This is a genomic window from Micromonospora sp. WMMC273 (assembly GCF_027460285.1).
Classification (GTDB): domain Bacteria; phylum Actinomycetota; class Actinomycetes; order Mycobacteriales; family Micromonosporaceae; genus Micromonospora; species Micromonospora aurantiaca.
The window spans coordinates 4,489,684-4,515,178 of sequence record NZ_JAPZBE010000001.1 but is presented as its reverse complement, the minus strand read 5'-3'; the positions used below and the strand labels follow the sequence as shown (position 1 = coordinate 4,515,178).

Here is a 25,495-nt window from a genome sequence, read left to right as displayed (position 1 = left end):
TCAGACCAGGCGTACGCGGGCGGCGCGCAGCCGGGTCAGCGTACGGTCGCGGCCGAGCACCTCAAGCGACTCGAACAGCGGCAGGCCGACGGTGCGCCCGGTGACCGCGACGCGTACCGGTGCCTGCGCCTTGCCGAGCTTCAGCCCGCGCTCCGCGCCGACCGCCTCCAGCGTGGCCTTCAGCGACTCGGCGTCCCAGGACTCCAGCGCCTCGAACGCGACGATCGCCGCGTCCAGCAGGTCGGCGGCGCCCTCCTTCATCGCCTTGGCCCAGGCCGCCTCGTCGATCAGCGGGTCGGCCAGGAACAGGAAGTCGACGTTCGGCACGATCTCGCTGAGCACCGCGATCCGGGTCTGCGCCAGCGGGGCCACCGCCGCGAACGCGGCCGGGTCGAACTCCTCGGGCTGCCACGGCGGCGGGGCGATGGTCCCGGTGCCGGTGAGCCACGGCCGGCACGCCTCGACGAAGTCCGCCACCGGCAGCGCCCGGATGTAGTCGCCGTTGAACGCGCGCAGCTTCTTCTCGTCGAAGAACGCCGGGGACGGGTTGACCTCGTCCAGCCGGAACTCCTCCTCGATCACCGACCAGGGCACGATCTCCCGGTCGCCCGAGGGCGCCCAGCCCAGCAGCATCAGGTAGTTGCGCATCGCGTCGGCGAGGTAGCCCTCGTCCCGGTACGCCTCCAGTGCGACCTTGTCCCGCCGCTTGGACAGCTTCTGCCGCTTCTCGTTCACCACCACCGGCACGTGCGCCCAGACCGGCGGCTTGACGCCGAGCGCGTCCCACAGGAGTTGCTGCTTCGGGGTGTTCGGCAGGTGCTCCTCGGCCCGGATCACGTGGGTGATGCCCATCGACATGTCGTCGACCACGTTCGCCAGCAGGAACACCGGGGAGCCGTCGCCGCGGGCGATGACGAAGTCCTCGATCAGCTTGTTCTCGAACGTCGGCTCGCCGCGGACCAGATCGACGACCACGGTCTCGCCCTCGTCCGGCGTGCGGAAGCGCAGTGCCCGTCCCTCGCCCGGCTCCAGGCCGCGGTCCCGGCAGAAGCCGTCGTAGCCGCGCTGCTGCGGGCCGGTACGCGCCTGCACGTCCTCGCGGGTGCAGTCGCAGTAGTAGGCCCGGCCGCCCTCGTACAGCCGCTGCGCGGCGGCCCGGTGCTCGCCCGCGTACGAGGATTGGAAGTACGGGCCCTCGTAGCTGCCCCGGGCGATGCCGATCCAGTCGAGCGCGGAGAGGATGCCCTCGGTCCACTCGGGCCGGTTACGTGCCGCGTCGGTGTCCTCGATGCGCAGCACGAACACCCCGCCCTGCTGCTTGGCGAAGATCCAGTTCTGCAGCGCCGAGCGGGCACCGCCGACGTGGAACATACCGGTCGGGGAAGGGGCGAAGCGTACACGTACCGTCACGCCCCCCAGCCTACGGCTGACCGCGACGGGTTTCCGGCAGGGGGCCGGGTCAGGGCACCGACTTGATCTTCACGACCAGGGCGCTGCCGAGCAGGGTGACCGCCGCGGTGACCGCGTACAGCGTCGGGTAGCCGCCGAGGTGCACGACGATCGGCGCGGACAGCGCCGGACCGAGCACCTGCGGCGCCGAGTTGGCGATGTTGATCACGCCGAGGTCCTTGGCCCGGTCGGTGGCGGCGGGCAGCACCTGCGTGATCAGCGCGGCGTCCACCGACAGGTAGACGCCGTACCCGGCGCCGAGCAGCAGTGCCGCGACGATCGCCATCGGCCAGGTCGGCGCCGCCGCGAGCAGCACCGCCGCCACCGCCATGATCAGCCCGGAGGTGATCACGAAGACCTTGCGCCGGCCGGAGCGGTCGGACATCCGCCCGGCCACCACTGCGGTGAGCATCATGCCCACCGTGTAGAGCAGGATCAGCACCAGCAGGGAGCCCTCGGGGTCGGCTACCCGTACCCCGTCGGTGAGGAAGTAGAGCAGGTAGAGCGTGCCCAGCGCGTTGCCGGTCTGCACCAGGAACCGGGTGAACCAGGCCCAGGCGAAGTCGGGGTGGCGGCGCGGGCTGATCCACATCGAGGCGAACAGCGAGCGCAGCCGCAGCGGGGAGCGGTGCTCCCGGGGCAGGTGGTCGTCCTGGGTCAGCAGCGCGAACGGCAGCGACAGCAGCAGTACGGCGAGCGCGATCGCGGCGTACCCGGCGGCGTTGCCGGTGACCACGGCGGTCACCAGCACCGCGCCGAGCACCAGGCCCAGCGCCTGCGGGATGCCCACCCAGCCGGACACGCCGCCGCGCTGCGCCACCGGCACCCGGTCCGGGATCGCGGCGGTGAGGCTGGCGAGCATCGCGTTGAAGCAGACCTGCGCCGCCACCCAGGCCACCGCCACCCCGGCGATCGTGTTCTGCCGGGCCAGCAGCACCAGGGCGAGCGCGCCGACCACCGCGCCGAGCGCGGTCCAGACGTGCCGGCGGCCGAAGTGCCGGTTGGCCAGCCGCAGCGAGGTGCGGTCGGACAGCGCCCCGGCGAGCGGGTTCGCCAGCACCGCGGCGAGCGCGCCGATGCCGGTGACCACCGCCAGCATGGCCTCCTTGTCGGCCGGGGCGATTCGTTCCACCTGCTGCGGCAGCAGCACCTGGATCGGGGTGAAGAACGCCATCCAGACGCCCAGGTTCGCCGCGAAGATCAGCGCGATCCAGCCCCGCCGTACCGGGACGGTCGGCTCCGCGAGCGCCGCCGGCAGCGAGGCCGGCGTCGGGTTGACGGTGGTCACCGCCGGACCAGATCCCGGAACCAGGTGTACGACGACTTCGGCGTCCGCCGCTGCGTGGCGAAGTCGACGTGCACCAGGCCGAACCGCTTGGTGAAGCCCTCGGCCCACTCCCAGTTGTCCAGCAGGGACCAGACGAAGTACCCGGTCACCGGCACGCCCCCGGCCATCGCCTCGCGCACCGCGCGGATGTGCCCGTCCAGGTACGCGATCCGCTCCGGGTCGTGCACCCGGCCGTCGGCGTCCGGCGCGTCGTCGTACGCGCAGCCGCTCTCGGTGACCTGGATCGGCGGCAGCGCGTCGCCGTACCGCTCGTGCAGGAGGAGCAGCAGTTCGCGCAGGCCGTCCGGGGCCACCGGCCAGTCGAACGCGGTACGCGGGTAGCCCTCCAGTGGCACGATCTCGAACGGCAGGGGCGAGTCCGCCTCCGGCGCGCGGATGCCGGTCGGGTTGTAGTAGTTGACGCCGAGCACGTCGATCGGGGCGGCGATGACGGCCAGGTCGCCGTCGCGTACCACGCCCGGCTCGGGGCCGAGCGCATCCGGGTAGCCGCGTCCGAGCAGCGGATCGGTGAACAGCCGGTTGTGCAGCGCGTCGTACGCCGTGGCGGCGGCCCGGTCCGCGTCGGTGTCGCCGGCCAGGCGCACCGGGGAGTAGTTGTTGGCGATCGCCACCGGGGACGCGCTGCGGGCGCGCAGCGCGGCGACCGCGAGGCCGTGCCCGAGGAGCTGGTGGTGGGCCACCGGGAACGCGTCGAACAGCAGCGTCCGGCCGGGCGCGTGCTCGCCCGTGCCGTGACCGAGGCTCATGTGGATGAACGGCTCGTTGAGCGTGATCCAGAGCTTCACCCGGTCGCCGAGGCGGGCCGCGGTCAGGTCGGCGTACTCGGCGAAGCGGGCTGCGGTGTCCCGGTTGAGCCAGCCGCCGGCGTCCTCCAGCGCCTGCGGCAGGTCCCAGTGGAACAGCGTGGCGACCGGGTCCACGCCGGTGGCGAGCAGTCCGTCCACCAGCCGGTCGTAGAAGTCCAGCCCGGCGGCGTTGGCCGGGCCGGTCCCGGCCGGCTGGATCCGGGGCCAGGCGATCGAGAACCGGTACGCGGACACCCCCAGCCCGGCCAGCAGCGCGGTGTCCTCGGCGTACCTGTGGTAGTGGTCGCACGCATGGTCGCCGGTGCTCCCGTCGGCGATCCGGCCCGGGTCGTGGGCGAACGTGTCCCAGATGGACGGACCACGTCCGTCGACCGAGGTCGCGCCCTCGATCTGGTACGCGGAGGTGGAGACCCCCCAGCGGAAGCCGGCGGGGAACTCGGGCATCGGCGCGGTCGTCAAGTCACCCTCCAGAACGTGAAGCGTGCCCGCGACTCTAGGGCTCCGCGGACCGCCGCGCCATAGGCCGAGATGACTGGGTGGCGCAAGGGAGTTCGGCGTGTCTTTTCCGAACCCGTCCGCTTAAGTCCGATTTACACATAGAGTGCCAAATATCGCGGATGTGATTTAAGTGGGGGAAAGATACTCATGATCCTCGTGGAACGAAGCGCGCACGTGGCGGCGCCGGTGGATGTGGTCTGGGACGTCGTGCAGCGCGCCGAGCAGCTGCCGGCCTGGCTGGCGGGAGTCCGCGCGGCCGAGGTCCTGTCCGGGGAGGGATTCGGGCGGCGGCAGCTGGTCCAGGCCGGACGCGGCGCCGCGCACGAGGCCGAGGTGATCGCCTTCCAGGAGCCGACCCTGATCGGCTGGCGCGAACGCGCGAAGGGCGCCGGCGCCCGGGCCGAGGCGCGCACCGAGATCTACGTCCAGCTGACCCCGGACGAGGAGGGCGGCGGCACAGTCGTACGCCTGATCGTCGTGCGGTGGCCCGCCGGACCCGTCAAGGCGGCCCTGCTCCGGCTCGGCCTGCGCCGGGTCGGCGCCGACCTGGAGGACTCGCTGGCCCGGCTGACCGACCTGGCCGCCGTCGGCTGACCGAGCCCGTCCCGGCGTCGCCCGCGATGGTGACGGCCCGGCGTTCCCGCCAGGGACGCCGGGCCGTCGTCGCATCGGGGGACGAGAAGGGCCCGGCGCGCCTGGCGCCGGGCCCTTCTCGCGTGAGGCGTACTAGCCCGTGTTTCATAAGGCTCGGAGGTACTGGTTGATGGCGGCGATGGTCAGGGTGGCTTCGTAGCGCACGGCGAGTTTGTCGTAGCGGGTGGCCATGGCGCGGTGTTGTTTGAGCTGGTTGATGCCGCACTCCACGGCGTGGCGTCGGCGGTAGGTGTCAGGGTTGAAGGCGGGTGGCCGGCCGCCGCGGGAGCCTTTGGCTCGGCGGTGGGCGTCTTGGTCGGTCTTGCTCGGGATGCAGGCCTTGATTCGCCGTCGGCGCAGATAGGCACGGTTGGCCTTGGACGTGTAGGCCCGGTCCGCCAGAACCTGCTGCGGGCGAGTCCGGGGCCGGCCGGGACCGCAGCGGGTAACTCGGATGCGGTCGAGGACTGTGGTGAACTGCGGGCTGTCACCGCGATGCCCGGCCGTGACGACGGTGGCCAGAACCTTGCGGCCCTGTTCGCAGGCAAGGTGAGTCTTGGTGGTCCACCCGCCCCGCGAACGGCCCAGCGCATGATCCGCGGGCTCGGCGTAGATCCCGCCCGGTGGTTCTTTCTGCCGGTCGCCGTCACGACGGGCACCGGCGGCGTGTTGATGGGCGCGGCTGATCGTGGAGTCGACGCTGACGGTCCAGTCGATCCGCCCGGCCGCATCGGCGGCAGCTTGCAGCCCGGCCAGGATCCGGGCCCAGGTGCCATCACGCTGCCACCGGCGGAACCACCGATACAGCGTCTGCCACGGGGCGTAGTTCGCGGGCACGTCACGCCATGGCGCACCGGTACGTACCCGCCAGCGTATGCCGTCGATGATCTGTCGCCTGGTCCACTTGCACGGCCTTCCCCGCGACGATTCCGCAGGCAGCAACGGGCACAGGTGCTGCCACTGGATGTCGCTGAGGTCATGCCGCGCCGCCGCCGCTAGGCTGGCCACGAGGTCTCCGGTATTCAGGTTTGCTTGGTCGCTAACCCACTTACCGGAGACCTCTTCAGTTATCGATCACCGCCACGCCGTGATCTCACCCGGCCAACGCGACTTACGAAACGCGCCCTAGCTGTCGCCGCCGGTCTCGCCGACCGGGGCGGCGTTGACGTCGTCCAGCGCGTACTTGCGGGCCGCGTCGGCCGGCACGTGCGCCGGCACCACGCCGCGCAGCGCGAGCTGGCGCAGCGTGGCCACCGCCACCGACTCGGCGTCCACGTGGAAGTGGCGGCGCAGCGCGTGCCGCGTGTCCGACATGCCGAACCCGTCGGTGCCGAGCGAGGTGTAGTCCCCGGGTACCCAGCGGGCGATCAGGTCCGGTACCGCGCGCATCCAGTCGCTGACCGCGACCTTCGGCCCGTCGGCGTCGGCCAGCTTCCGCGCGATGTACGGCACCCGCGGCTCCTCGCCCGGGTTGAGCAGGTTGTGCTCCTCGCACTGGACCGCGTCGCGGCGCAGCTCGGTCCAGGACGTCACCGACCACACGTCGGCGGCCACGCCCCAGTCCTCGGCGAGCAGCTGCTGGGCCTTGAGCGCCCACTGCATGCCGGTGCCGGAGGCGAGGATGTTCGCCTTCGGCGCGTCCTCGCCGACCTGCGGCGCGGGGGAGTAGCGGTGGATGCCCTTGACGATGCCCTCGACGTCCACACCCTCCGGCTCGGCCGGCTGGAAGATCGGCTCGTTGTAGACGGTGAGGTAGTAGAAGATGTTCTCCTGCGCCTCGCCGTACATCCGGTGCAGGCCGTTCTCCACGATGTGCGCCAGCTCGAAGGCGAACGCCGCGTCGTAGGAGACCACCGCCGGGTTGGTGGCGGCGAGCAGCAGCGAGTGGCCGTCCTCGTGCTGGAGGCCCTCACCGTTGAGCGTGGTCCGGCCGGCGGTCGCGCCGAGCACGAAACCCCGAGCCATCTGGTCCGCCGCCGCCCAGAATCCGTCGCCGGTGCGCTGGAAGCCGAACATCGAGTAGAAGATGTACAGCGGGATCATCGGCTCACCGTGGGTGGCGTACGCCGTGCCCGCGGCGGTGAAGGAGGCCACCGACCCGGCCTCGTTGATCCCCTCGTGCAGGATCTGGCCGGTCGTCGACTCCTTGTAGGACAGGAACAGGTCCCGGTCGACGGCGGTGTAGCGCTGGCCGTGCGGCGAGTAGATCTTCTGCGTCGGGAACAGCGAGTCCATACCGAAGGTACGGGCCTCGTCCGGGATGATCGGCACCCAGCGCTTGCCGAACTCCTTGTCCTTCATGATGTCCTTGAGCAGGCGGACGAACGCCATCGTGGTGGCGACCTTCTGCTTGCCCGACCCGCGCTTGACGTCGGAGAACCGCTCGCTACCAGGGATGGCCAGCGTCTTGCGCGCGGTGCTGCGCGTGGGCAGGTAGCCGCCGAGCTGCTGCCGCCGGTCCTTCAGGTACGCGATCTCGTCCGACTTCTCGCCCGGGGTGTAGTACGGCGGGAGGTACGGGTTCTCCTCCAGCTGCTTGTCCGGGATGTCCAGGTAGAGGCGGTCGCGGAAGAGCTTCAGGTCCTCCAGCGTCAGCTTCTTCATCTGGTGCGTGGCGTTGCGGCCCTCGAAGTGCGAGCCGAGCGTCCAGCCCTTGATCGTCTTGGCGAGGATCACCGTCGGCTGGCCGGTGTGCTCCATCGCCGCCTTGTAGGCCGCGTAGAGCTTGCGGTAGTCGTGGCCGCCCCGCTTGAGGTTCCAGATCTCGTCGTCGGTCAGCCCTTCGACCATCTTGCGGGTCCGCGGGTCGCGGCCGAAGAAGTGCTCCCGCACGTACGCCCCGGACTCCGCCTTGTAGGTCTGGTAGTCACCGTCGGGCGTCGTGTTCATCAGGTTGACCAGCGCGCCGTCGGTGTCCGCGGCGAGCAGCGGGTCCCACTCGCGGCCCCAGACGACCTTGATGACGTTCCAGCCGGCGCCCCGGAAGAACGCCTCCAGCTCCTGCATGACCTTGCCGTTGCCGCGGACCGGTCCGTCCAGGCGCTGGAGGTTGCAGTTGATCACGAAGGTGAGGTTGTCCAGCTCCTCGCGGGCGGCTACGCCGATCGCGCCGAGCGACTCGACCTCGTCCATCTCACCGTCGCCCAGGAACGCCCAGACGTGCTGCTGAGAGGTGTCCTTGATGCCGCGGTGCTGCATGTAGCGGTTGAACCGCGCCTGGTAGATGGCGTTCAGCGGGCCGAGGCCCATTGAGACGGTGGGGAACTCCCAGAAGTCCGGCATCAGCCGCGGGTGCGGGTACGACGGCAGCCCGCCACCGGGGTGCGACAGCTCCTGCCGGAACCCGTCGAGCTGGTTCTCGCTGAGCCGGCCCTCGAGGAACGCCCGCGCGTACATGCCGGGGGAGGCGTGGCCCTGGTAGAAGATCTGGTCGCCGCCGCCGGGGTGGTTCTTGCCCCGGAAGAAGTGGTTGAAGCCCACCTCGTAGAGGGACGCCGAGCTGGCGAACGTGGAGATGTGGCCACCGACGCCGATCTCCGGGCGCTGCGCCCGGTGCACCAGCATCGCGGCGTTCCACCTGATGTACGCCCGCAGCCGCCGCTCGACGTGCTCGTCACCCGGGAACCACGGTTCGCGCTCCGGCGGGATCGTGTTGATGTAGTCGGTGGTGGTCAGTGACGGCACCCCGACCTGCCGCTCGCGGGCCCGCTCCAGCAGGCGCAGCATGACGTACCGGGCTCGCTTTGTCCCGCGCTCGTCGATGACACCGTCGAGTGACTCGACCCATTCGCTGGTCTCTTCAGGGTCGATGTCCGGAAGCTGGCTCGGCAGACCAGCGGTGATCACCGGGCGCTTGCGTTCCGTAGCCACAGGCGTTCCCTCGGTTTCGTGTGGGATAGGTCTCTAGCGCCATCCTGCCCCCTGGTGGCGCGTGTCGTCACCTCTCCCACCCCCAGACGCGACGCTGAACACAGGTACCCATCAGTAACTTTGCGCGATCACCGGATGCGCTATCGGCGGACGCGGCGGGGATCCGGGCACTGCGGCAGAATGCGCCGTATGCGCAGTGAGGTGATCACCGTCCGGACCGGCTCCCGTCCGACCGTCCGGGACATCACGAGCGAGGCCGAACGGTTCGTCTCCGGCGCCGGCGACGGACTGCTGCACGTCTTCGTCCCGCACGCCACCGCCGGGCTGGCGATCATCGAGACCGGCGCCGGGTCCGACGACGACCTGCTGCGGGCGCTCGACGACCTGCTCCCCACCGACGACAGGTGGCGGCACCGGCACGGCTCAGCCGGGCACGGCCGCGACCACGTGCTGCCGGCGTTCGTACCGCCGTACGCGACGCTGCCGGTGCTCGGCGGGCGGCTCCAGCTCGGCACCTGGCAGTCGATCTGCCTGGTCGACACCAACGGCGACAACCCCGACCGCCAGGTCCGCTTCTCGTTCCTGGCCGGCTGACGCGCGGACGACCGGGCGGGAGTTTCCGCCGAACAGCGCTTCATGATCGGCAATCGGTTGCACGAGGTGCCTGACCGTTCGGATGAACGAAGATCGACTTCGCCATAACATGAACGGATGGCGCATTCCACCGTTCCCACCGCCCGTGACCGGGCCGGCCTGGCCGGGGAGACCGTGCGCCGGATCCTGCACGTCGCCGCCGCGATGCGGCACCACCAGCACGAGGGGATCGCGGCACTGGGCCTCACCCCGGCGGTCGCCCGGGCGCTGCACGAGCTGGACCCGGACCGCCCGCTCCCGGCCCGCGACCTCGCCGCGCAGCTCGGCTGCGACAGGTCGAACGTCACCGGACTGGCCGACAAGCTGGAGCAGGCCGGGCTGGTGGAACGGCGTACCGACCCGGCCGACCGGCGGCAGAAGGCGCTCGTCGTCACCGGGCGGGGGCGGCAGGTACGCGAGCGGGTCCGCCAGGTGATGTCGGACTCCCGACTCCTCGACGCCCTGAGCACCGAAGAACTGGCCACACTGCGGAACCTGGTGCTCAAGGTCTCCGACGGGGGCTGCCCGACGGAGTGTGGGCAGGTCTGAGCCACGCCGGGCGGAACGTGTCCGAGTGGGCGAGGCGGGCCCGAGTCGGTAATGCTGTCCGCGTGACCACCCCGCACGATCTCGACGACCGGCTCCGAGCCGAACTGGCCGCGCTCGGGGCGCCCGACCAGCGGCGCGACCTGGGCGAACCGCTGCCCGACGGCGGTGCGTTGACCGGGGCGCAGGCACTGGCCCTGTTCGACGCGCAGCTGACCAGCCGGCTGCTCGACCTGGCCGGCCGGTGGCTGTCCGGCTTCGGTGAGGGGTACTACACGATCGAGTCGGCCGGTCACGAGGGCGACGCCGCGGTGGCAGCCGCGCTGCGGCCGACCGACCCCGCGCTGCTGCACGCCCGCTCCGGCGCGTTCTACTGCCTGCGCGTCGCCCAGGCCGGCGGCGCCTTCCCCGTCACCTTCCCGGAGCCGGAGCCGGAGCCGGAGCCGGAGCCGGAGCCGGAGCCGGAGCCGGAACCGGAACCGGAACCGGAACCGGAAAAGACGGAGGCGGCCAGCCTGCCCGTGGGCGCCGGGATCGTCGTGGACGCGGACGGGGACGCGACTGTCGTCGTACCCGATCTGCCGCAGCCCGCGCCCGACGACGCGTTCGCGGCGGCGGCGCGCGACGTGCTGCGCGGCATCGTCGCCTCCGCCGAGGAACCCGCGGCCGGCGGGCGGGCGAAGGTCTTCGGCCGCGCCGACCTGGCGGTCGTGCCGACCATCTCCGCCGCCGGCTCGCACCTGCCGCGCGCCGTCGGCCTGGGGCTGGCGCTGGAGCGGCTGCGCCGCGGCGCGCGGCCCGCCGACGGCGAGGCCGAGGCGGCGCAGTGGCCCGCCGACGCCGTGGTTGTCTGCGCCTTCGACGACGGCGCGGTCGACCACGCCACGGCCACCGCCGCGCTGAACACGACCGGCTGGTACGACCACACCGGCCTGCGCATCCCGGTGCTGTTCGTCTGCGCGGACAGCGGCGCGTCCGCCGAGGGCTGGGTGGCCACCACGCTGCGGGCCCGGCCCGGCATCAGGTACTTCGCCGCCGACGGCACGGACGTGGCCGCGACCTACCGGGTCGCGGCGGAGGCGGCGGAGTGGGTACGCCGGCAGCGGCGGCCCGCCGTGCTGCACCTGAGCGTGGTCCGCCTGATGGAGCACTGTGACGGCGACGCGGCCCGCGACCCGCTGCTGGCCACCGCGCGGCTGCTGGTGACCTCCGGGTACGCCAGTGGCGAGGAACTGCTCGCCCGCTACGACGAGCGGGGCTGGCAGCTGCGCCGCGTCGCCGAGGAGGTGCTGGACGAGCCGAAGCTCGCCGCCCCGGTCGAGATCGTGCGGGAACTGGCGCCACGCCGGCCGGTGCGGGTGTCCCGCGCGGTGGCCGAGGCGGCGGCGCATGCGGCCGGGCCGGGCGCCGGAGCGCGGGCGGAGGCGTTCGGCGGCAAGCCGCCGGAGCTGACCGGCCCGCTCACGCTGGCGCAGAGCATCAACGCCGCGCTCGCCGACGGCATGCTGGACCATCCCGGTACGGCGGTGTTCGGCCACGACGTCGCCGCCGGGGGCGGGGTGTACGGGGTGACCGAAGGGCTGCGGGACCGGTTCGGGGCGGCGCGCGTGTTCGACACGCTGCCGGACGAGACCTCGATCCTCGGGCTCGGGCTGGGCGCCGGGCTGGCCGGTCTGCTGCCGGTGCCGGAGATCCGCCACCTGACGCTGCTGCACGGCGCCGAGGGCCAGCTCCGCGGTGAGGCGGCCACCATGCGGTTCCTCTCCCGGGGCGCGTTCCGCAACCCGATGGTGGTGCGGGTGCCCGGCCTGGCGAGCCCGGACGGACTCGGCGGCCACGACCGCAACGACGACTCGCTGGGGGCGCTGCGCGACGTACCGGGCCTGGTGGTGGCCGTGCCGGCCCGGCCGGACGACGCCGCGCCGATGCTGCGGACCTGCCTGGCGGCGGCCCGGGTGGACGGCAGCGTCTGCGTGTTCGTGGAGCCGATCGCGCTCTACCACGTGCGCGACCTGTACACGGACGGTGACGACGAGTGGACCGCCGAGTACGCCGAACCGGGCGCCTGGGCCGACCGGCACGTGCCGATAGGCCGGGCCCGCGTGTACGGGATCGGCTCCGCCGAGGACCTCACCATCATTACGTTCGGTAACGGAGTGCGGATGTCGCTGCGCGCCGCCGCCACGCTCGCCGAGGAGGGCGTGGGCAGCCGGGTGGTCGACCTGCGCTGGCTGGCCCCGCTGCCGGTGGCCGACATCATCAGGGAGTCCTCGGCGACCGGCCGGGTGCTGGTGGTGGACGAGACGCGGCGAACCGGCGGGGTGGGCGAGGGCGTGCTGTCCGCGCTCGTCGACACCGGGTACGTGGGCGCCGCGCGCCGCGTAGCCGCACTTGACTCGTTTGTACCATTAGGTCCGGCTGCCCGTCAGGTTCTGGTCTCCGCGGAAGCCATCACCCAGGGTGCCCGTACGCTGCTGGCACGGTAAATTCCGTTCCACCCGGTGCGCCACTTGCGCGGCGAGCCGCAACTGTGTGGACTGAGCCCGACGGTGTCACCCGACGCCACGAGCAGGGATAGATGAGGAGGCACTCGACAGTGAGCGCGACCGCTGGCCAGGCCGACGGGGTACGCAGCCTGGCGGACCGGTTCGGTATCGAGCCGGGCATGGTCGTCATGGAGATGGGCTACGACGACGACGTCGACACCGATCTCCGGGACGCCCTGACCGACCGCTGTGGGGAACTCGTCGACGAGGACACCGACGAGGTTGTCGACGCGGTTCTGGTCTGGCACCGAGACGGCGACGGTGACCTGTTCGAGCTCCTCGTCGACGCCCTCGGGCCGCTCGCGGACAACGGCGTGGTCTGGCTCCTGACCCCGAAGGCCGGCCGCGACGGCCACGTCGAGCCGAGCGAGGTCGCGGAGAGCGCGCAGACCGCCGGGCTCCAGCAGACCTCCACCATCAACGCCGGCCGCGACTGGAGCGGGGCCCGCCTCGTCATGCGTCGCGGGTCCAAGAGCAAGAAGTAGGGCGGCGCCGCACATCCGGCGACCGAGGTCGCCGGGTGTGGCAGGCTGATCATCTCCAGACCCGATCCCGAGGGAGCACGCATGCCCATCGAGGTTGGCGCCGAGGCGCCCGACTTCCTGCTCAAGGACCAGAACAACCAGGAGGTCCGGCTCTCCGACTTCCGCGGTAACAAGACCGTGCTGCTGGTCTTCTACCCGCTCGCCTTCACCGGCATCTGCCAGGGCGAGCTGTGCGAGGTGCGGGACAACCTCAACGAGTACGTCAACGACGACGTCCAGGTGCTGACCGTCAGCGTCGACTCCGTGTACGCCCACAAGATCTGGGCCGACCGGGAGGGCTACCAGTTCCCGCTGCTGGCGGACTTCTGGCCGCACGGCGCGGTGGCGCAGGCGTACGGCGTCTTCAACGACGTCGCAGGCATCGCCAACCGGGGCACCTTCGTCATCGACAAGGCCGGCGTGGTCCGGTTCGCCGAGATGAACATGCCCGGCGAGGCGCGCGACCAGCAGGGCTGGCGCAAGGCGCTGGCCGAGGCCGTCGCCGCCTGAGTCCCACACCCCAGGCACGTCGTTGCGCGGGGCCGGAGGCGGGCAGGTAAGCTGGCCGCTCCGGCCCGCCGTACGGGCGTTCCGGGCGCGTAGCTCAGTGGGAGAGCACTCGCCTTACAAGCGAGGGGTCGCAGGTTCGAAACCTGCCGCGCCCACCATCTTTCAGCAGGCTGCCTCGGCAGCGTCCGTACGTGTGCCTCGGCGGACCTGCGCTGTGCTCGACCGCATGACGCGGATCAAGAACGGGAGGAAGGCCCAGTTGTCCTCGGTGGTCAACCTCTGACCAGCCGCCCACAGTTCGACGACGCGGAGTTGGTGCGGCTCGACCTCGCCGATCTCCACCGCGAACATGGCCCGGTCACCGATGCGCCGTGTCATCAGCCCGCGGGCGCAGTCATGTGGATGGTCGTGCCCGGCTGGGTAGGTTGCCATCCCTCGGCCAGCGCCTTCCGGACTATCGCCGCGACAGTCGACGGAAGTACGGGGACGACTGGCGTGCCGAACCAGTTGCTTGGATGATCCTGAGACATGCGGACCAGCAACACCCTGCCCTTGCAGCCGACCTGTTCGACAGCGACAGCGAGTGGAGCCTCACACAGCGCTTGGGCATAGGTCGGTCTGCCGCGTACGCGCCACCTGTAGGTGACCCCGTCCACCGTGATGAGCCGAGAGCCCTTCTTGACCAACGTCATGACGACCCTCCTCGACGTCAGATGCCCGTACCCGCAGATGCCCCACGGCGGCGCGGACACGCTGCGGCCTCATGGCCGCAGAATGCCGTTACGCGGTGCGTCGTTCGTGCTTCGCCCGCGCTAGTGATCGTCGATCATCGGCTCGGCCCACGCGGCATGGTCGAACTCCCAGGTCCAGGTGATGCCGTCGGACCTGCCCGTGGCCGAGTCGACGGCAGCGGCGGTCAGATGCTGCCCTGCGGGCACGATGGCGACCCGTCGCCGGACTCGCTTCGTGTGACGGATCCGGTACTTCAGTCCCTCGATGGCCACCACTCCGCATTCGTTGCCCGGCTGGTCGACGGAGGACGAATCCACTGTCACAGGCCAGCCTTCCTTGTGGGCCTTGTAGAGCCAGACCTCTAGGGCCCGTTGCTTACCCTGGTTCTCTGATACCCGGGCGATGATTTCGATCGGGTCGGTACGGTTGTCCATTTCGTCCTCTGCCGTGGGCTGAGAATGCACCTTGTGGTTCGGGGTTGCGGTCTTTTGAGCGAACCTGGATGACAGTCGCTGATGCCAGTCACACGGCCGGCGTGTGTCGACGCCGGCGGGGCGGCTCGGTTCTAACCTGGCGCGGAGACGGTAGTGACGATCGCCGTTGCCAGGGACGTCGCCTTCTCCTGAGCGATTGCGGTGACCTCGGTGGCAGTGTTCAGTTTGGGCGGCCAGAAGGTGAGCGCCTCGACACTGATGAGCAGCGAGCCGTGCGCGAAGATCAGCCGCGCGTTGCCGGGCAGGAACGGCATTCCTTCGGCGCTTTCCGGGTTCACCCGGCTCACCGTCGCCGTGGTCAGCCGCGCGCTCGTCGATCCGATGGGCATCGTGCGTGCACCCCACCGGGCGGTGGCCATCCCGATGTTGAGTGGGAAATCCTTACCGGGGCAACGTGCGGTGCGCGCCGTACGTGCGGCCGCAGCGGCCGACGGGACATCGCGCAGACCGATCACCGTGACGTTCAGAAGGGTTGTCGGGGGCTGCACGTCGACGAAGATCCCTACGGGGTTGACCTCCAGGCCCGCGCCCCACACCTGGTCGAACTCCAAGCCGCTCCCGCTCGACCGGTCGGGGTCGGCAATGAGCAGGTCGCAGGGGTTGTAGGGCTCGCCGACCTCGATCGTGCGCTCCCGGATGTCGTCGCCGACATCGGCCCGCTCGACCAGCTGGCGAATCGTCGCCATCAGCGCCTCCTGCTCGGTGGGCGATGCCGACGGTGACGGATCCACGGAGGGTGCCGGAGGCGGTGGCGGGTCGGCTCGTGTGACGCAGCCGGCAAGGCCCAATACCACCAGTACGCCGGCGACGAAGGATCCGCCGCGAACCCGATCAACGATCCCCACGAATCCCCGCTTCCACTCGGGGTGCAGCATATGGCTCATCACGTCCGGCGTTTGCCCGTGCCGTCCGCGGCGAAGGTTCCGTCATCTGGAGTGCGGGAGAAGCGCGGACCGTCCGTGATCTGCCGGAGCGGTCAGGAACTCCAGCCGCCCACGCCGCCGCTGCCGGTGTTGCTGCCGTCCGTACGATTCCGATGGTCGTCGAGCCGGCGGCGTGCCTCGGCGGACGCCCGGAGGTCACGTACCTGGCGGCCGTCCACGCGTGTCTGCCGACGACGACGCAGCAGGCCGACGACGAACACGGCGGCCGCGATGACGAGTACGAGGATCACCCAGCGCATGTCGACCTCCCGGGTCAGATGCCTGCCCCCAGTGTCCGCAGCCGGTCAAGGGCTCGCTCCCTCGCGATCACCGCCGTTGGTGAGACTTTCGGGAGCCACTCAGGCTGGATGGTCGTTCAGGAACGACTGGGCAGCCGCCTTCGTGGCCGCTACGGCCTCGTTTGTCTGGTCGTATGCCGTGCCCCATCCGACGTACAGCTCCAGGAAGCGATCGGCCACGGGTCGCAGCTCCGGCAACTGGGATTCGGCCGCCTGGCAGTAGATCTCGTGGGCCAGGTCCTCGGCGTCGCCCTCTCCCGCAACGATGCTCGCCGCTACCTGACGCATGAGGTGCAGCCGAGCGCCGCGCTCGTCCGGCACCGGCGAGCCGAGTTCGTCCATCGCCTGCCGGAACAGATCGACCGCCTCCCGCGACTGGCCCCTCGACAGGCCGGCAAGCTCACGCAGGCCCGGCGAGTCGACGCCTCGGGTCAGAGCGTGAGCAGCCGCCATCGGCAGGTCGTCGCCGACCGGTTCGTCCATCGCCAGCCGGACGGCGAGGTCGCGCAGGTGCTCCACGCCCGAGAGGCTAGGCGATGGACGAGAGCGGCGTCGGCCGTCGCGGTGCGGTGTGGTGACGGGTCAGCGGATGCCTGCGGCGTGGAGGCGTCGGGTGGCGTCCGGGTCGATGCTGGTCCGCACGAGCGAACCGGGCGCATCCGCGGAACCGGTACTGAACGCGGTCACCACCAGCACGACGGACAGGACCGGCATGAACAGCGTCCGGACCAGCATGGCCCAGCACGCCTTGAGGCCGATCCGGCTGCCGTCCTTGACCCGCACGAGCTGCGTGCCGGTGAGGACCCCGCCGAGCGCCCGGCCGTTGCCGTAGCAGAGGCCGTAGAGCACCGGCACCAGTACGAACAACGCGAGCACCGCCCCGGCGAGGGCGCCGCCGGAGAGGGTCACCGCACGGTCCACCACGGACAGGGCGACGACACCTACCGCGACAGCGAACAGGCACACCACGAAGTCGATGAGCCAGGACATGACCTGCGCCATCGTGCCGGCCTTGACATACAGCGTGCCGTTGCCGAACATCGCGATCCGCTTGGCCTTGCGGGCGCCGAGCGCGTGCTCTGCCTGCGCCTGGGCGGCTTCCAGTCGGGTCAGTGGGCGGCCCGCGGCGCGGACTGTCACAGCGTTCTCCTGTTGTATCGCGGGCACGACGTGCGGCTTCGCTGGAACTGGGCACCGTGCCCTGCCGTGTTCCGATGCAGAGTAGTCGACGCCGGCACCGCTCCTGTCCGACGTCGAGGCGATGGCGCGGCGCTTGCTACGTCGCCGGCGTGTTGTACCGGTCCAGCGTCGCCTTGGAGGTCGACGCGTCGCGGAAGACGAACTCCCACGGGCCGGTGTTCACGTCCATGTCCTTGCCGAATCCGACCCACTTCCCGGCCATCCGTCGGCCGGTCGGCTCGGCCAGGAGCTGGATCGCCCCGTGATAGCGGGCGCCCCGGTAGTAACCGGCCGGGTCCGTCTGTTCCACCCAGGTGCCGGTGATGACGGCGCCGTCCACGGTCAGGTCCAGCGACAGGGACGAGGACGCCGATCCGGGCAGGCTGCGCGCGGTCAGCCTGTCGCCGTGCTGCAGCAGGACGACGAAGTGCTGTCCGGCAAAGGACTCCTCCCGGCCGCTGGAGTAGTACTGGTAGCGGCTGAGCCACACGCCCTCGTACGACCTGTGGGCCGTGGCGGACTTCGATGTCGGCGTGGGCGTAGCCAGGCTCGATACGGGTGAGGTCAGGTCGTAGCCACCGTGTTGGTCGTCGGCCACGTGCCCACCGGGCACCGCGGCGAAGCCGAGCAGTGAGATGGGCAGGCCGGTCACGACCTCCAGCGCGCGAGCGTAGACGGGGCGCGGTGCGGCGATCGCACCGGACTCCCATCGCTGGACGAGTCGCTTGTTGGCGTCGTTGGGTTCGCCGACGCGGTGGCCGGCGGCTTGGAGCGCGCGGGCGAAGTCGTCCTGGCTCATGCGCATTCCGGTGCGGACGCCGCGCAGAACCGTGTTGGGGGCGGTCATGCCCGCCACGATAATGCTATGTCGCCTAAATGTCGCCACCTATGGAGTCGGACTGTCGGCTCTCGTGCCGTCGCGATCAGTGACACCCAGACGTCACTGTGGACTGGTGGCGGCTGAGAGGGCCGCCGCGTTTCTCCTGGCGGAGGTGGAGATGCCGAGCACTGGCGACGAACCGTCGATGAGCCGGAGCGAACAGATCCACGCGGTGGACCGAGGGGCGACAAAGAGGCGACCTCTCGCCGCTGCTGAGGCGGCTCGCGGCGAGGGACGCGTACCTGTCCGCCGCAGCGTTGACGTTGGCCCGGCGGCATCGGCCGGTCTGGTGCTGGCGGCGGTGGACACGGGTCTGCCGGTGCGGTGCCGATCTGCCCTGCCATTCGCGGCATCGGATTCCGATCAATCGTGGTCAGTGGCCGCAGGGGGGCGACGAGTGATCGGCGGGCCGGAAGAGACGATCCTCGCGGTACACGTCCGAGGACTTGACGGCATGTGTGCCGGGTGCCGGGCCTGGTGGTCACGGCTGACTCCGTACCCCTGCTGGCAGGTGGAATGGGCGACCAGCAGGCAGGCGCGGGCGGTCACCGCGCGGTTCCTGGAAGGTGCGGTGACCACCCACGGCCCGGTCATGCCGGTCTGGAGCTGCGGCGGCTGTGACCTGCCCTGGCCGTGCCCCACGCGGAGACGGGAACTGCGCGCGGAGTACGCCGGTGCGCCCGTGTCGCTGACCCTGTACCTCGGCGCCTACCTCGTGCAGGCCTCCGAGGACATGCCGTGGGCGCCTGCCGGCGCGCTGCACCGCCGCTTCGTCGGGTGGACCCGCGAGGCCGGTCCGCGGGGGCGGTGACTGCTCAGCCGCGCCGCTCCCGCAGCCGCCGCCGGAACCGCATCCATTCCGCCGGTACGACGAGGCGGCCCGCCACGGCCGGCGGCACGGTCGCCAGGAAGTCCGGCCACCGCCAGATCGGCGCGTCGGCTTCCCGCAGGTGGGTGGGGTGCCGGGGGTCGTAGCGGACCGCTATCACGTCGCCTGCTGCCGGCCGGTGAACAGCGACGTGACGAGCAGCCAGAGGCCGGCTGTCAGCGCGGTCGCCCCGTCGCCCCGCAGCAGGCCGAGGACGGCCTCCTCGTAGCGCTAGGGGCGGCCGACGTGCCCGGCGTCCGCTCCGTCGACAGCCATCCCGCCATTCCTTCGCCGACTGTCCCGGGACCCCACAGTAGCCAGCCGGTCCAGCCCGGTGAGGACGTGGTGATGAGAAGTGAATATGCCTGAGAGGCATATTCATGACTCTCAGGCATATCGCTCGGAGTATCACTCTTCCCGAGACGCATGACCCTCCGTGACCGAACGACCTGGCGTCACCGGAGGGGCGAACGCCGCCACCCGCCGGTCCGGGGCCGGGGCGGTGAGCGGCAGCGTGGGCCAGGCCGCCAGGTCGTGGAGCATCTGCCGGTCGTGGGTGGCGACGACTACCGCCGCCCGGGTCGTCAGCAGGGCCGCGGTGAGGTCGTCGACGAGCGGCGCGGACAGGTGGTTCGTGGGTTCGTCGAGGATCAGCAGGTCGGGACGCTCGGCCAGGCGGAGCGCCAGGTTCAGCCGCCGTTGCTGTCCGTGCGACATCCGGCCGACCGGGGTACGCCGGGCCTCGGCGTCGAGCAGGTTCGTCGCGCCCAGCGGCAGAGGCGTGCCGGAGCCGAGGCGTCCGGTGGAGCGCAACCGGCCCACGTGCTGTTCGTGCAGGTCGTGGGCGAGCATCAGGGGAGGCCAGTCGGGCACCTCCTGACCGAGGTACGCCACCCGCGCGCCGGACGGGTGGCGAACCTCGCCGGTCGACGGCACGAGGTCGCCGGCCAGCACGGAGAGCAGCGTCGACTTGCCCGCGCCGTTGGGCCCGGTCACCAGCAGGCGGTCCCCGCCGTCGAGCGTGAGCGTGACCCGGGTACGCAGACGCCCTGCGACCGTCACGTCGTGGCACCGCAGGATCGGCAGTCCGGCCCGGGTGTCCAGCGGCGGCCAGCGCAGCGGCTGCGGTGGCTCCGGGACGGTGATCCGGTGCTCGTCGAGCGCCTCCTGCCGGCGTCGCAGCGCCTGGACCAGGCCGGGGGCGCGGGACTGGCGCTGGTGCTTGCCGTGGCCCTTCTCCGGACGCCAGCCGGTGCTGAGCCGGCCCTGCGCCTCCCGGACCGCGTCGGCCAGCCGCTGGTGCTCGGCCTGCTGCGCCTCGTGGTCCCGTACCCAGTTCGCGAAGTCGCGACTGCGCCCGTCCTGCCAGGCGTCGTAGTCCCCGGCGTAGCGGCGTGGGCGCCCGTCCGGGCTGGGGTCGAGGTCCAGGAACTCCGTGGCCACGTCCCGCAGCAGGGCGCGGTCGTGGGTCACCAGCACCACGCCGCCCGGGTGCTCGCGCAGCCGCGCGGTGAGGAAGGCCAGGCTGGCCGCGTCGAGGTGGTTGGTCGGCTCGTCCAGCATCAGCAGGTCGACCCGCGCCCCGAGCAGGCATGCCAGCCGGACCCGGTAGCGCTGGCCGACCGACAGCGTCGCCAGCGGGCGGTCCCGGTCCGGGCAGGCGTCGAGACCGGCCAGCGCCACGTCGACGCGACGTTGCGCGTCCCAGGCGTCCAGCCGGGTTGCCGCGTCGAGCGCGGCGGCGTACGCGTCGTCCGCGCCCGCCCGGCTCTCGGCCAGCGCGCCGGCGGCGTCGTCCAGTGCCCGCAGCGCGCATTCGGACTCCCGGATCGCCTCCCGGACGAGCGTGCCCACCGTCTCGCCGTGGCGCGCCTCCAGGTTCTGCCGGGCGACGCCGATCGTGCCCAGCCGTTCCACCGTGCCCTGGTCGGGCACGAGGATGCCGGCCAGCACGTGCAGCAGTGTGGTCTTGCCGCGGCCGTTCTCGCCGACGACCGCCAGGCGGGAGCCGGCGGAGACGGTCACGCCGACGTCGGACAGCACGACCCGGCCGCCGCGGATGACGCGGACGCCGTCGGCCCGGACGTGCGCCCGGTGCCCGGCGGGCAGCGAACCGCCTGAGATGGATGGGGACGAAGGAATGTGGTCGAGGTTGTTCACAGTCCGCTCTTCGGCTCGTCGTGGAGCCGGGCAGCGCGAGGACACCGCCCGGCGGGAACGCCAGGACGGCGGAGCAGAGCTGGTACGTCAGAAGAAGCCGGTCACCCTGCCGCCGTCAGCGGAGGGACCAGGGCTTCATGACGGCGGCGTGGAACCTCATGCGGTCAAGGCTACCCGGAGCGGGACCGGAGATCGCCGGAGTTACCGGCGCAGGCGGGCGGAGGCCTCGGCGTCGAGCAGGTCGTTCACCGTCAGCGCCGAGTTGATCAGCGCGAGGTGGCTGAACGCCTGCGGATAGTTGCCGATCTGCTCACCGGTGGAGGCGATCTCCTCGGCGTACAGGCCGAGGTGGTTGCTGAAGGTGAACATCTTCTCGAGGGTGAGCCGGGCGTCGTCCAGCCGGCCGGAGCGGGCCAGCGCCTCGACGTACCAGAAGGTGCACATGTTGAACGTGCCCTCGTGGCCGGGCAGCCCGTCGGGGGAGTGCACCGGGTCGTACCGGTGGACCAGGCTGTCCGAGACCAGATCCCGCTCGATCGACTCCAGCGTGGACAGCCACAGCGGATCGCTGGGCGTGACGAAGCCGACCGCCGGCATGTAGAGCAGGGCGGCGTCGAGCACGTTCTCGTCGTACGCCTGCACGAAGCTGCCGCGTTCCCGGTGGAACCCGCGGGCCATGACCTGGTTGTAGATCCGGTTGCGCTGCTCGGTCCAGCAGCTCATGTCCCCGGGCCGGCCGGTGCGGGTGGCCAGCCGGATGGCCCGGTCCAGCGCCACCCAGGACATCACCCGGCCGAACGTGTAGTTGCGGGGGTGGTGCCGGCTCTCCCAGATCCCGGCGTCGCGCTTGTCCCAGTTGTGGCAGAGCCAGTCGACCAGGCGCACGGTGCTCTTCCACACCTGGTGCGACACCCGGATGCCCTGCTCGTCGGCGAGGTGCATGGCGTACAGCGCCTCGCCGTGGATGTCGAGCTGAAGCTGGTCGGCGGCGCCGTTGCCGATCCGCACCGGCCGGGAGCCCCGGTATCCCTCCAGGTGGTCGAGCACCTCTTCGTGCAGGTCCGAGGAGCCGTCCACCCGGTACATGATCTTCAGCGGGTCCTGGTGGTCGCCGGCTTCGCGGATGCGCTCGTCCAGCCAGTCCATGTACCGGCTGACCTCCTCGGTGAACCCGAGACCGAGCAGCGCGTGCACCGAGAACGAGGTGTCACGTACCCAGGTGTAGCGGTAGTCCCAGTTGCGGGAGCCGCCGACCAGCTCGGGCAGCGCGGCGGTCGGCGCGGCGATCATCGCGCCGGTCGGCGCGTACGTCATGAGCTTGAGCGTGATGGCCGAGCGCTCGACCATCTCCCGCCAGCGCCCGGTGTAGCGGGAGCGTTCGACCCAGCGCCGCCAGTAGTCCCGGGTCCACTCGAACATGCCCTGGACCTCTTCCGGCGGGATGATCCGGGGTTCGTCGCTGCCCGTCTCCAGGATCACCCCGCCGGTGTCGCCCTCCTTCAGCGTGCCGTAGGCGATCAGGTCGCCGTCCTCCATGCGGATCTCGCCGGTCTGGGCCCAGAGCTGCCGTACCGGGTCGATCGGGTTGAAGGTGAGCGTCGCCGACGGGCTGCGGAACAGGTAGCCGTTGCGGTGCCGCTCCACCTCGTGGCGCTCGCGGGCGTAGTCGAACCGGGGCCGGCACTCCACCCGGAAGCGCATGCTGCCGCGCACCATGTTGACCATGCGGACCAGGCGGTGCGAGTCGGTGACCCGCTCGCCGGTCACAGGCATGAAGTCCATCACCTCGGCGACGCCGTCCGCGCTGATGAACCGGGTGATCAGGATCGGTGTGCCGGGCAGGTAGAGCTGCTTGGTGACGTACCGGACCTCGTGCGGGGCGATCTGGAAGAAGCCGCCCTTGTCCTTGTCGAGCAGTGCGGCGAAGATGCTCGGCGAGTCGAAGCGCGGCGCGCAGAACCAGTCGATCGTTCCGTCACAGGTCACCAGCGCGGCGGTCTGCAGGTCGCCGATGAGCCCGTGATCCTCGATCGCCGGATAGCCCTTCACATCGCCCCCCAGGTTCCGACTGCCCTCTCCGACTCAACCTAGGGGAAGAATTGTCAGGTTAGGGGTGATTCGTGGTCACCCACCCGCCCGCGCGCCACGGTGCGCCTCGACCGCCCGCTGGGTCTCCGCCTGCACCAGGTCCGCGTTGATCATCGCCGCGGTCCAGGCGCCCGCCGCCGCGGCGGCGCCGACCTGCGCCGACAGGTTCGTCACGTTGCCCGCGACCCACACCCCGGGCACATCGGTACGCCCCGACTCGTCGGCCGGCAGGTACTCGCCCATCCCGCTGGGGTGCGGTTGCGGGCGCAGGCCAAGCCCGGCCAGGAACCCGGCGCGCGCCACCATCCGGGGCGCGACGGTGAGCACCTCGCGGTCGACGGTGCGGCCGTCGCGCAGGCGTACCCCGGTCAGCCGGTCCCCGTCCGTCTCGACGGCCGCGATCTCGCCCTCGACCACCGGCACGCCGCGCGCGGCGAGCTGCTCGGCCTGCTCGTCGGTGAGCGGCGGCGCGGTGTGCCGCAGGTAGACCACGTCGTCGCTCCACTGCCGGAACAGCAGCGTCTGGTGCACCGACATCGGGCCGCTGCCGATCACCCCGATCGGCCGCTCGCGCACCTCCCAGCCGTGGCAGTACGGGCAGTGCACCACGTCCCGTCCCCAGCGCTCGCGCAGGCCGGGCACGTCGGGCAACTCGTCGACCAGGCCGGTGGCGACCAGCACGTGCCCGGCGCGTACCCGGCGGCCGTCGGCGAGCGCCACCGCGAACCCGTCGCCGTCGCGGTCCACCGTCTCGACCCGGCCCTCGGTCAGGTGCCCGCCGTAGCGGCGCACCTCGTCCCGGCCGCGCGCCAGCAGCTCGGCCGGCGGCACGCCGTCGTGCCCCAGCAGCGCGTGCACGCCGTCGGCGGGGGCGTTGCGGGGCTCGCCCCCGTCCACCACCAGCACCGACCGGCGTGCCCGGGCCAGCATGAGCGCGCCGTTGAGCCCGGCCGCGCCGCCGCCGATCACCAGTACCTCGTAGCTCTCGGTCATCGTGACCACCTCCGCGACCAGATTGCGGCGAGGCTCGGCAGAACTGCAAACTCTCTTGCTGATGTGGCAAACTCGTGGGCATGGACGACGACCTCGATCAGGCCCTCGACGCGGTCGGCCCCCGGCTGCGTGCGCTGCGCCGCGAGCGCGAGACCACCCTCACCGACCTCTCCGCCGCCACCGGCATCTCGGTGAGCACGCTGTCCCGGCTGGAGTCCGGCGGCCGCAAGCCGACGCTGGAACTGCTGCTCCCGCTGGCTCGCGCGCACGGCGTCACGCTCGACGAACTGGTCGGCGCCCCACCGACCGGCGACCCCCGCGTCCACCTGCGGCCGGTCGCCGCGTTCGGGATGACCATGCTGCCGCTCACCCGCCGCGCGGGCGGCATCCAGGCGTACAAGCTGATCATCCCGGCCGGTGGGCGGTCCGAGCCCGAGCCGAAGACCCACGAGGGGTACGAGTGGGTCTACGTGCTCAACGGGCGGCTGCGGCTCGTGCTCGGCGAGCACGACCTGGTGCTCGAACCCGGTGAGGCGGCCGAGTTCGACACCCGCGTCCCGCACTGGTTCGGCCGCGCCGACAGCGAGGGGGTGGAGTTCCTCAGCCTCTTCGGCAGTCAGGGCGAACGCGCCCACCTGCGCGCCCGCCCCCGCGCGTCCCGCTGAGCGGCGTCCGCGAACGCGCCCGCCACGGCGCCGGGGGCGCGACGATCGGCGGGTGAGCTATGCGGACGTCGGCGGGCTGCGGATCTGGTACGAGGAGCACGGCACCGGCAGGCCGCTGGTCCTGCTGCACGGCGGGTACGGGTCGACCGAGACGTTCGCGCCGGTCCGGCAGGCGCTCGCCGCGCGCCGCCGGTTGATCGCCGTCGATCTGCGGGGCCACGGCCGCACCGGCGGTCTGGACCGGCCGCTGCGGTACGAGTCGATGGCCGACGACGTCGCCGGGCTGCTGCGTCACGTCGGCCTGCCGCGCGCCGACGTGCTCGGCTACTCGCTCGGCGGCGGGGTGGCCCTGCGTACCGCGATCCAGCACCCCGCCCTGGTCCGCCGCCTGGTGCTCGTCTCCACGCCGTTCCGGCGGCGCGGCTGGTACCCGGAGACGCTCGCCGCGATGTCCGCCCACGACGAGCGCGCCGCGAGACGCATGCGCGGCACCCCGCCGTACGAGCGGTACGCGCGGGTCGCGCCCCGCCCGCAGGACTGGCCGCTGCTCTGGGCCCGCAGCGGGGACCTGCTGCGGCGCGACTACGACTGGTCCGCCGAGGTGGCCGCGTTGCCGATGCCGGTGCTGCTGGTCTTCGCCGACGCGGACGAGATCCCGGTGAGCCACGCGGCGGAGTTCTTCGGCCTGCTCGGCGGTGGCCGGCGGGACGCGGGCGGCGACGGTGCCGCCCGGCCCGCGTCCCGGCTCGCGGTGCTGCCGGGGCTCACCCACTACGACGTGGTGGCCTCGCCCGCGCTGCCGGCCGCGGTGCTGCCGTTCCTCACCCATCCGGCGCGCGCTCCCGGCTGAC

24 protein-coding genes, 1 tRNA gene and 2 pseudogenes are annotated in these 25,495 nt (G+C 71.5%); 11 read left to right on the top strand and 16 right to left on the bottom strand.

Going from position 1 to position 25,495, the window contains the following annotated elements; genetic code table 11:
- From gltX to O7611_RS20740, 3 genes are read right to left on the bottom strand one after another with little or no spacing between them, the layout of a single operon-like run.
- A complete protein-coding gene (gltX, locus tag O7611_RS20750; protein WP_194802226.1) occupies positions 1-1,410 on the bottom strand; it encodes a glutamate--tRNA ligase in 1,410 nt (469 codons plus the stop codon).
- 49 nt (positions 1,411-1,459) lie between these two features.
- Positions 1,460-2,737, bottom strand: coding sequence for an MFS transporter (locus O7611_RS20745; RefSeq protein ID WP_194802225.1), 1,278 nt, complete (start codon positions 2,735-2,737; stop codon positions 1,460-1,462).
- Positions 2,734-4,047 carry a GH1 family beta-glucosidase gene (locus tag O7611_RS20740; protein ID WP_269698138.1) on the bottom strand — a complete coding sequence of 438 codons (1,314 nt, stop codon included), beginning with the start codon at positions 4,045-4,047 and terminating at the stop codon, positions 2,734-2,736. The genes O7611_RS20745 and O7611_RS20740 overlap by 4 nt, the downstream gene beginning before the upstream one ends.
- A 201-nt stretch (positions 4,048-4,248) precedes the next feature.
- Between O7611_RS20740 and O7611_RS20735 the strand changes: the two genes are divergently transcribed.
- On the top strand, positions 4,249-4,695 hold the full coding sequence (locus O7611_RS20735) for an SRPBCC family protein (RefSeq protein ID WP_013287829.1): 447 nt from the start codon (positions 4,249-4,251) through the stop codon (positions 4,693-4,695).
- 144 nt (positions 4,696-4,839) lie between these two features.
- Here the strand turns inward: O7611_RS20735 and O7611_RS20730 are convergent, their stop codons facing one another.
- Both O7611_RS20730 and aceE read right to left on the bottom strand, forming a co-directional pair.
- Positions 4,840-5,742, bottom strand: coding sequence for an IS5 family transposase (locus tag O7611_RS20730; RefSeq protein ID WP_269697083.1), 903 nt, complete (start codon positions 5,740-5,742; stop codon positions 4,840-4,842).
- A gap of 117 nt (positions 5,743-5,859) precedes the next feature.
- Positions 5,860-8,604, bottom strand: a complete 2,745-nt coding sequence (aceE, locus tag O7611_RS20725) for a pyruvate dehydrogenase (acetyl-transferring), homodimeric type (RefSeq protein ID WP_194802224.1) — start codon at positions 8,602-8,604, stop codon at positions 5,860-5,862.
- Positions 8,605-8,793: 189 nt separating this feature from the next.
- On the opposite strand from aceE, the gene O7611_RS20720 reads away from it, so the two are divergent.
- The 6 genes from O7611_RS20720 (at position 8,794) to O7611_RS20695 (ending at position 13,521) form a co-directional block, all read left to right on the top strand.
- Entirely contained in the window at positions 8,794-9,198 is a 405-nt protein-coding gene (locus O7611_RS20720) for a secondary thiamine-phosphate synthase enzyme YjbQ (RefSeq protein ID WP_269697422.1), read from the top strand.
- 117 nt (positions 9,199-9,315) lie between these two features.
- A complete protein-coding gene (locus O7611_RS20715; RefSeq protein WP_194802222.1) occupies positions 9,316-9,786 on the top strand; it encodes a MarR family winged helix-turn-helix transcriptional regulator in 471 nt (156 codons plus the stop codon).
- A 62-nt stretch (positions 9,787-9,848) separates the two neighbouring features.
- Positions 9,849-12,269 (top strand): transketolase C-terminal domain-containing protein, encoded by a 2,421-nt coding sequence (locus tag O7611_RS20710; protein WP_269697421.1) that lies wholly within the window; start codon positions 9,849-9,851, stop codon positions 12,267-12,269.
- 110 nt (positions 12,270-12,379) lie between these two features.
- Positions 12,380-12,814: a DUF3052 domain-containing protein gene (locus tag O7611_RS20705; RefSeq protein WP_013287823.1), complete on the top strand. Its 435-nt coding sequence runs from the start codon at positions 12,380-12,382 to the stop codon at positions 12,812-12,814.
- 81 nt (positions 12,815-12,895) lie between these two features.
- Positions 12,896-13,363: a peroxiredoxin gene (locus O7611_RS20700; protein WP_269697420.1), complete on the top strand. Its 468-nt coding sequence runs from the start codon at positions 12,896-12,898 to the stop codon at positions 13,361-13,363.
- Between the two features lie 83 nt (positions 13,364-13,446).
- Positions 13,447-13,521, top strand: a tRNA-Val gene (locus tag O7611_RS20695).
- Between the two features lie 40 nt (positions 13,522-13,561).
- Here the strand turns inward: O7611_RS20695 and O7611_RS31935 are convergent.
- The 7 genes and pseudogenes from O7611_RS31935 to O7611_RS20665 all read right to left on the bottom strand — a co-directional run.
- Positions 13,562-13,741: pseudogene (locus tag O7611_RS31935) on the bottom strand (hypothetical protein); the annotation flags it as partial.
- Between the two features lie 434 nt (positions 13,742-14,175).
- The gene (locus O7611_RS20690) at positions 14,176-14,529 is read right to left on the bottom strand and encodes a hypothetical protein (protein WP_194802219.1); all 354 of its coding nucleotides are present in this window, start codon (positions 14,527-14,529) and stop codon (positions 14,176-14,178) included.
- Between the two features lie 131 nt (positions 14,530-14,660).
- Positions 14,661-15,275, bottom strand: a complete 615-nt coding sequence (locus tag O7611_RS20685; RefSeq protein WP_269697419.1) for a hypothetical protein — start codon at positions 15,273-15,275, stop codon at positions 14,661-14,663.
- 290 nt (positions 15,276-15,565) lie between these two features.
- Complete coding sequence (locus O7611_RS20680) at positions 15,566-15,772, bottom strand: hypothetical protein (protein WP_194802218.1); 207 nt, start codon at positions 15,770-15,772, stop codon at positions 15,566-15,568.
- Positions 15,773-15,871: 99 nt separating this feature from the next.
- Entirely contained in the window at positions 15,872-16,330 is a 459-nt protein-coding gene (locus O7611_RS20675; protein ID WP_269697418.1) for a hypothetical protein, read from the bottom strand.
- Between the two features lie 63 nt (positions 16,331-16,393).
- Positions 16,394-16,951 carry a hypothetical protein gene (locus O7611_RS20670; protein ID WP_269697417.1) on the bottom strand — a complete coding sequence of 186 codons (558 nt, stop codon included), beginning with the start codon at positions 16,949-16,951 and terminating at the stop codon, positions 16,394-16,396.
- Between the two features lie 136 nt (positions 16,952-17,087).
- Positions 17,088-17,846 (bottom strand): helix-turn-helix domain-containing protein, encoded by a 759-nt coding sequence (locus O7611_RS20665; protein WP_194802216.1) that lies wholly within the window; start codon positions 17,844-17,846, stop codon positions 17,088-17,090.
- 196 nt (positions 17,847-18,042) lie between these two features.
- Between O7611_RS20665 and O7611_RS31930 the strand changes: the two are divergent.
- Both O7611_RS31930 and O7611_RS20660 read left to right on the top strand, forming a co-directional pair.
- Positions 18,043-18,444 (top strand): annotated as a pseudogene (locus O7611_RS31930) (hypothetical protein); the annotation flags it as partial.
- Entirely contained in the window at positions 18,442-18,681 is a 240-nt protein-coding gene (locus O7611_RS20660) for a hypothetical protein (protein ID WP_194801057.1), read from the top strand. The pseudogene O7611_RS31930 and the gene O7611_RS20660, both read left to right, overlap by 3 nt.
- 4 nt (positions 18,682-18,685) lie before the next feature.
- On the opposite strand, the gene O7611_RS20655 is transcribed toward O7611_RS20660, so the two are convergent.
- The 4 genes from O7611_RS20655 to O7611_RS20640 all read right to left on the bottom strand — a co-directional run bounded on the left by O7611_RS20655 (position 18,686) and on the right by O7611_RS20640 (position 23,979).
- The gene (locus O7611_RS20655) at positions 18,686-18,859 is read right to left on the bottom strand and encodes a hypothetical protein (RefSeq protein ID WP_194801058.1); all 174 of its coding nucleotides are present in this window, start codon (positions 18,857-18,859) and stop codon (positions 18,686-18,688) included.
- Positions 18,860-19,146: 287 nt separating this feature from the next.
- Positions 19,147-20,898: an ABC-F family ATP-binding cassette domain-containing protein gene (locus O7611_RS20650; RefSeq protein ID WP_269697415.1), complete on the bottom strand. Its 1,752-nt coding sequence runs from the start codon at positions 20,896-20,898 to the stop codon at positions 19,147-19,149.
- Between the two features lie 201 nt (positions 20,899-21,099).
- Positions 21,100-22,947, bottom strand: a complete 1,848-nt coding sequence (locus tag O7611_RS20645; protein WP_194801060.1) for a glycoside hydrolase family 15 protein — start codon at positions 22,945-22,947, stop codon at positions 21,100-21,102.
- Positions 22,948-23,022: 75 nt separating this feature from the next.
- Positions 23,023-23,979, bottom strand: a complete 957-nt coding sequence (locus tag O7611_RS20640; protein ID WP_194801061.1) for an NAD(P)/FAD-dependent oxidoreductase — start codon at positions 23,977-23,979, stop codon at positions 23,023-23,025.
- An 80-nt stretch (positions 23,980-24,059) separates the two neighbouring features.
- Between O7611_RS20640 and O7611_RS20635 the strand changes: the two genes are divergently transcribed.
- Entirely contained in the window at positions 24,060-24,644 is a 585-nt protein-coding gene (locus O7611_RS20635) for a helix-turn-helix domain-containing protein (RefSeq protein ID WP_091421325.1), read from the top strand.
- A 52-nt stretch (positions 24,645-24,696) separates the two neighbouring features.
- Complete coding sequence (locus tag O7611_RS20630; RefSeq protein WP_194801062.1) at positions 24,697-25,494, top strand: alpha/beta fold hydrolase; 798 nt, start codon at positions 24,697-24,699, stop codon at positions 25,492-25,494.
- Position 25,495: the final 1 nt, after the last annotated feature.

What these genes read in the sequence shown, in the direction of transcription:
- O7611_RS20740 (WP_269698138.1), bottom strand. Translation starts at nt 4,047, where the DNA reads ATGCCCGAGTTCCCCGCCGGCTTCCGCTGGGGGGTCTCCACCTCCGCG.
- O7611_RS20735 (WP_013287829.1), top strand. Translation starts at nt 4,249, where the DNA reads ATGATCCTCGTGGAACGAAGCGCGCACGTGGCGGCGCCGGTGGATGTG.
- O7611_RS20720 (WP_269697422.1), top strand. Translation starts at nt 8,794, where the DNA reads ATGCGCAGTGAGGTGATCACCGTCCGGACCGGCTCCCGTCCGACCGTC.
- O7611_RS20715 (WP_194802222.1), top strand. Translation starts at nt 9,316, where the DNA reads ATGGCGCATTCCACCGTTCCCACCGCCCGTGACCGGGCCGGCCTGGCC.
- O7611_RS20700 (WP_269697420.1), top strand. Translation starts at nt 12,896, where the DNA reads ATGCCCATCGAGGTTGGCGCCGAGGCGCCCGACTTCCTGCTCAAGGAC.
- O7611_RS20690 (WP_194802219.1), bottom strand. Translation starts at nt 14,529, where the DNA reads ATGGACAACCGTACCGACCCGATCGAAATCATCGCCCGGGTATCAGAG.
- O7611_RS20685 (WP_269697419.1), bottom strand. Translation starts at nt 15,275, where the DNA reads ATGGCGACGATTCGCCAGCTGGTCGAGCGGGCCGATGTCGGCGACGAC.
- O7611_RS20680 (WP_194802218.1), bottom strand. Translation starts at nt 15,772, where the DNA reads ATGCGCTGGGTGATCCTCGTACTCGTCATCGCGGCCGCCGTGTTCGTC.
- O7611_RS20640 (WP_194801061.1), bottom strand. Translation starts at nt 23,979, where the DNA reads ATGACCGAGAGCTACGAGGTACTGGTGATCGGCGGCGGCGCGGCCGGG.
- O7611_RS20635 (WP_091421325.1), top strand. Translation starts at nt 24,060, where the DNA reads ATGGACGACGACCTCGATCAGGCCCTCGACGCGGTCGGCCCCCGGCTG.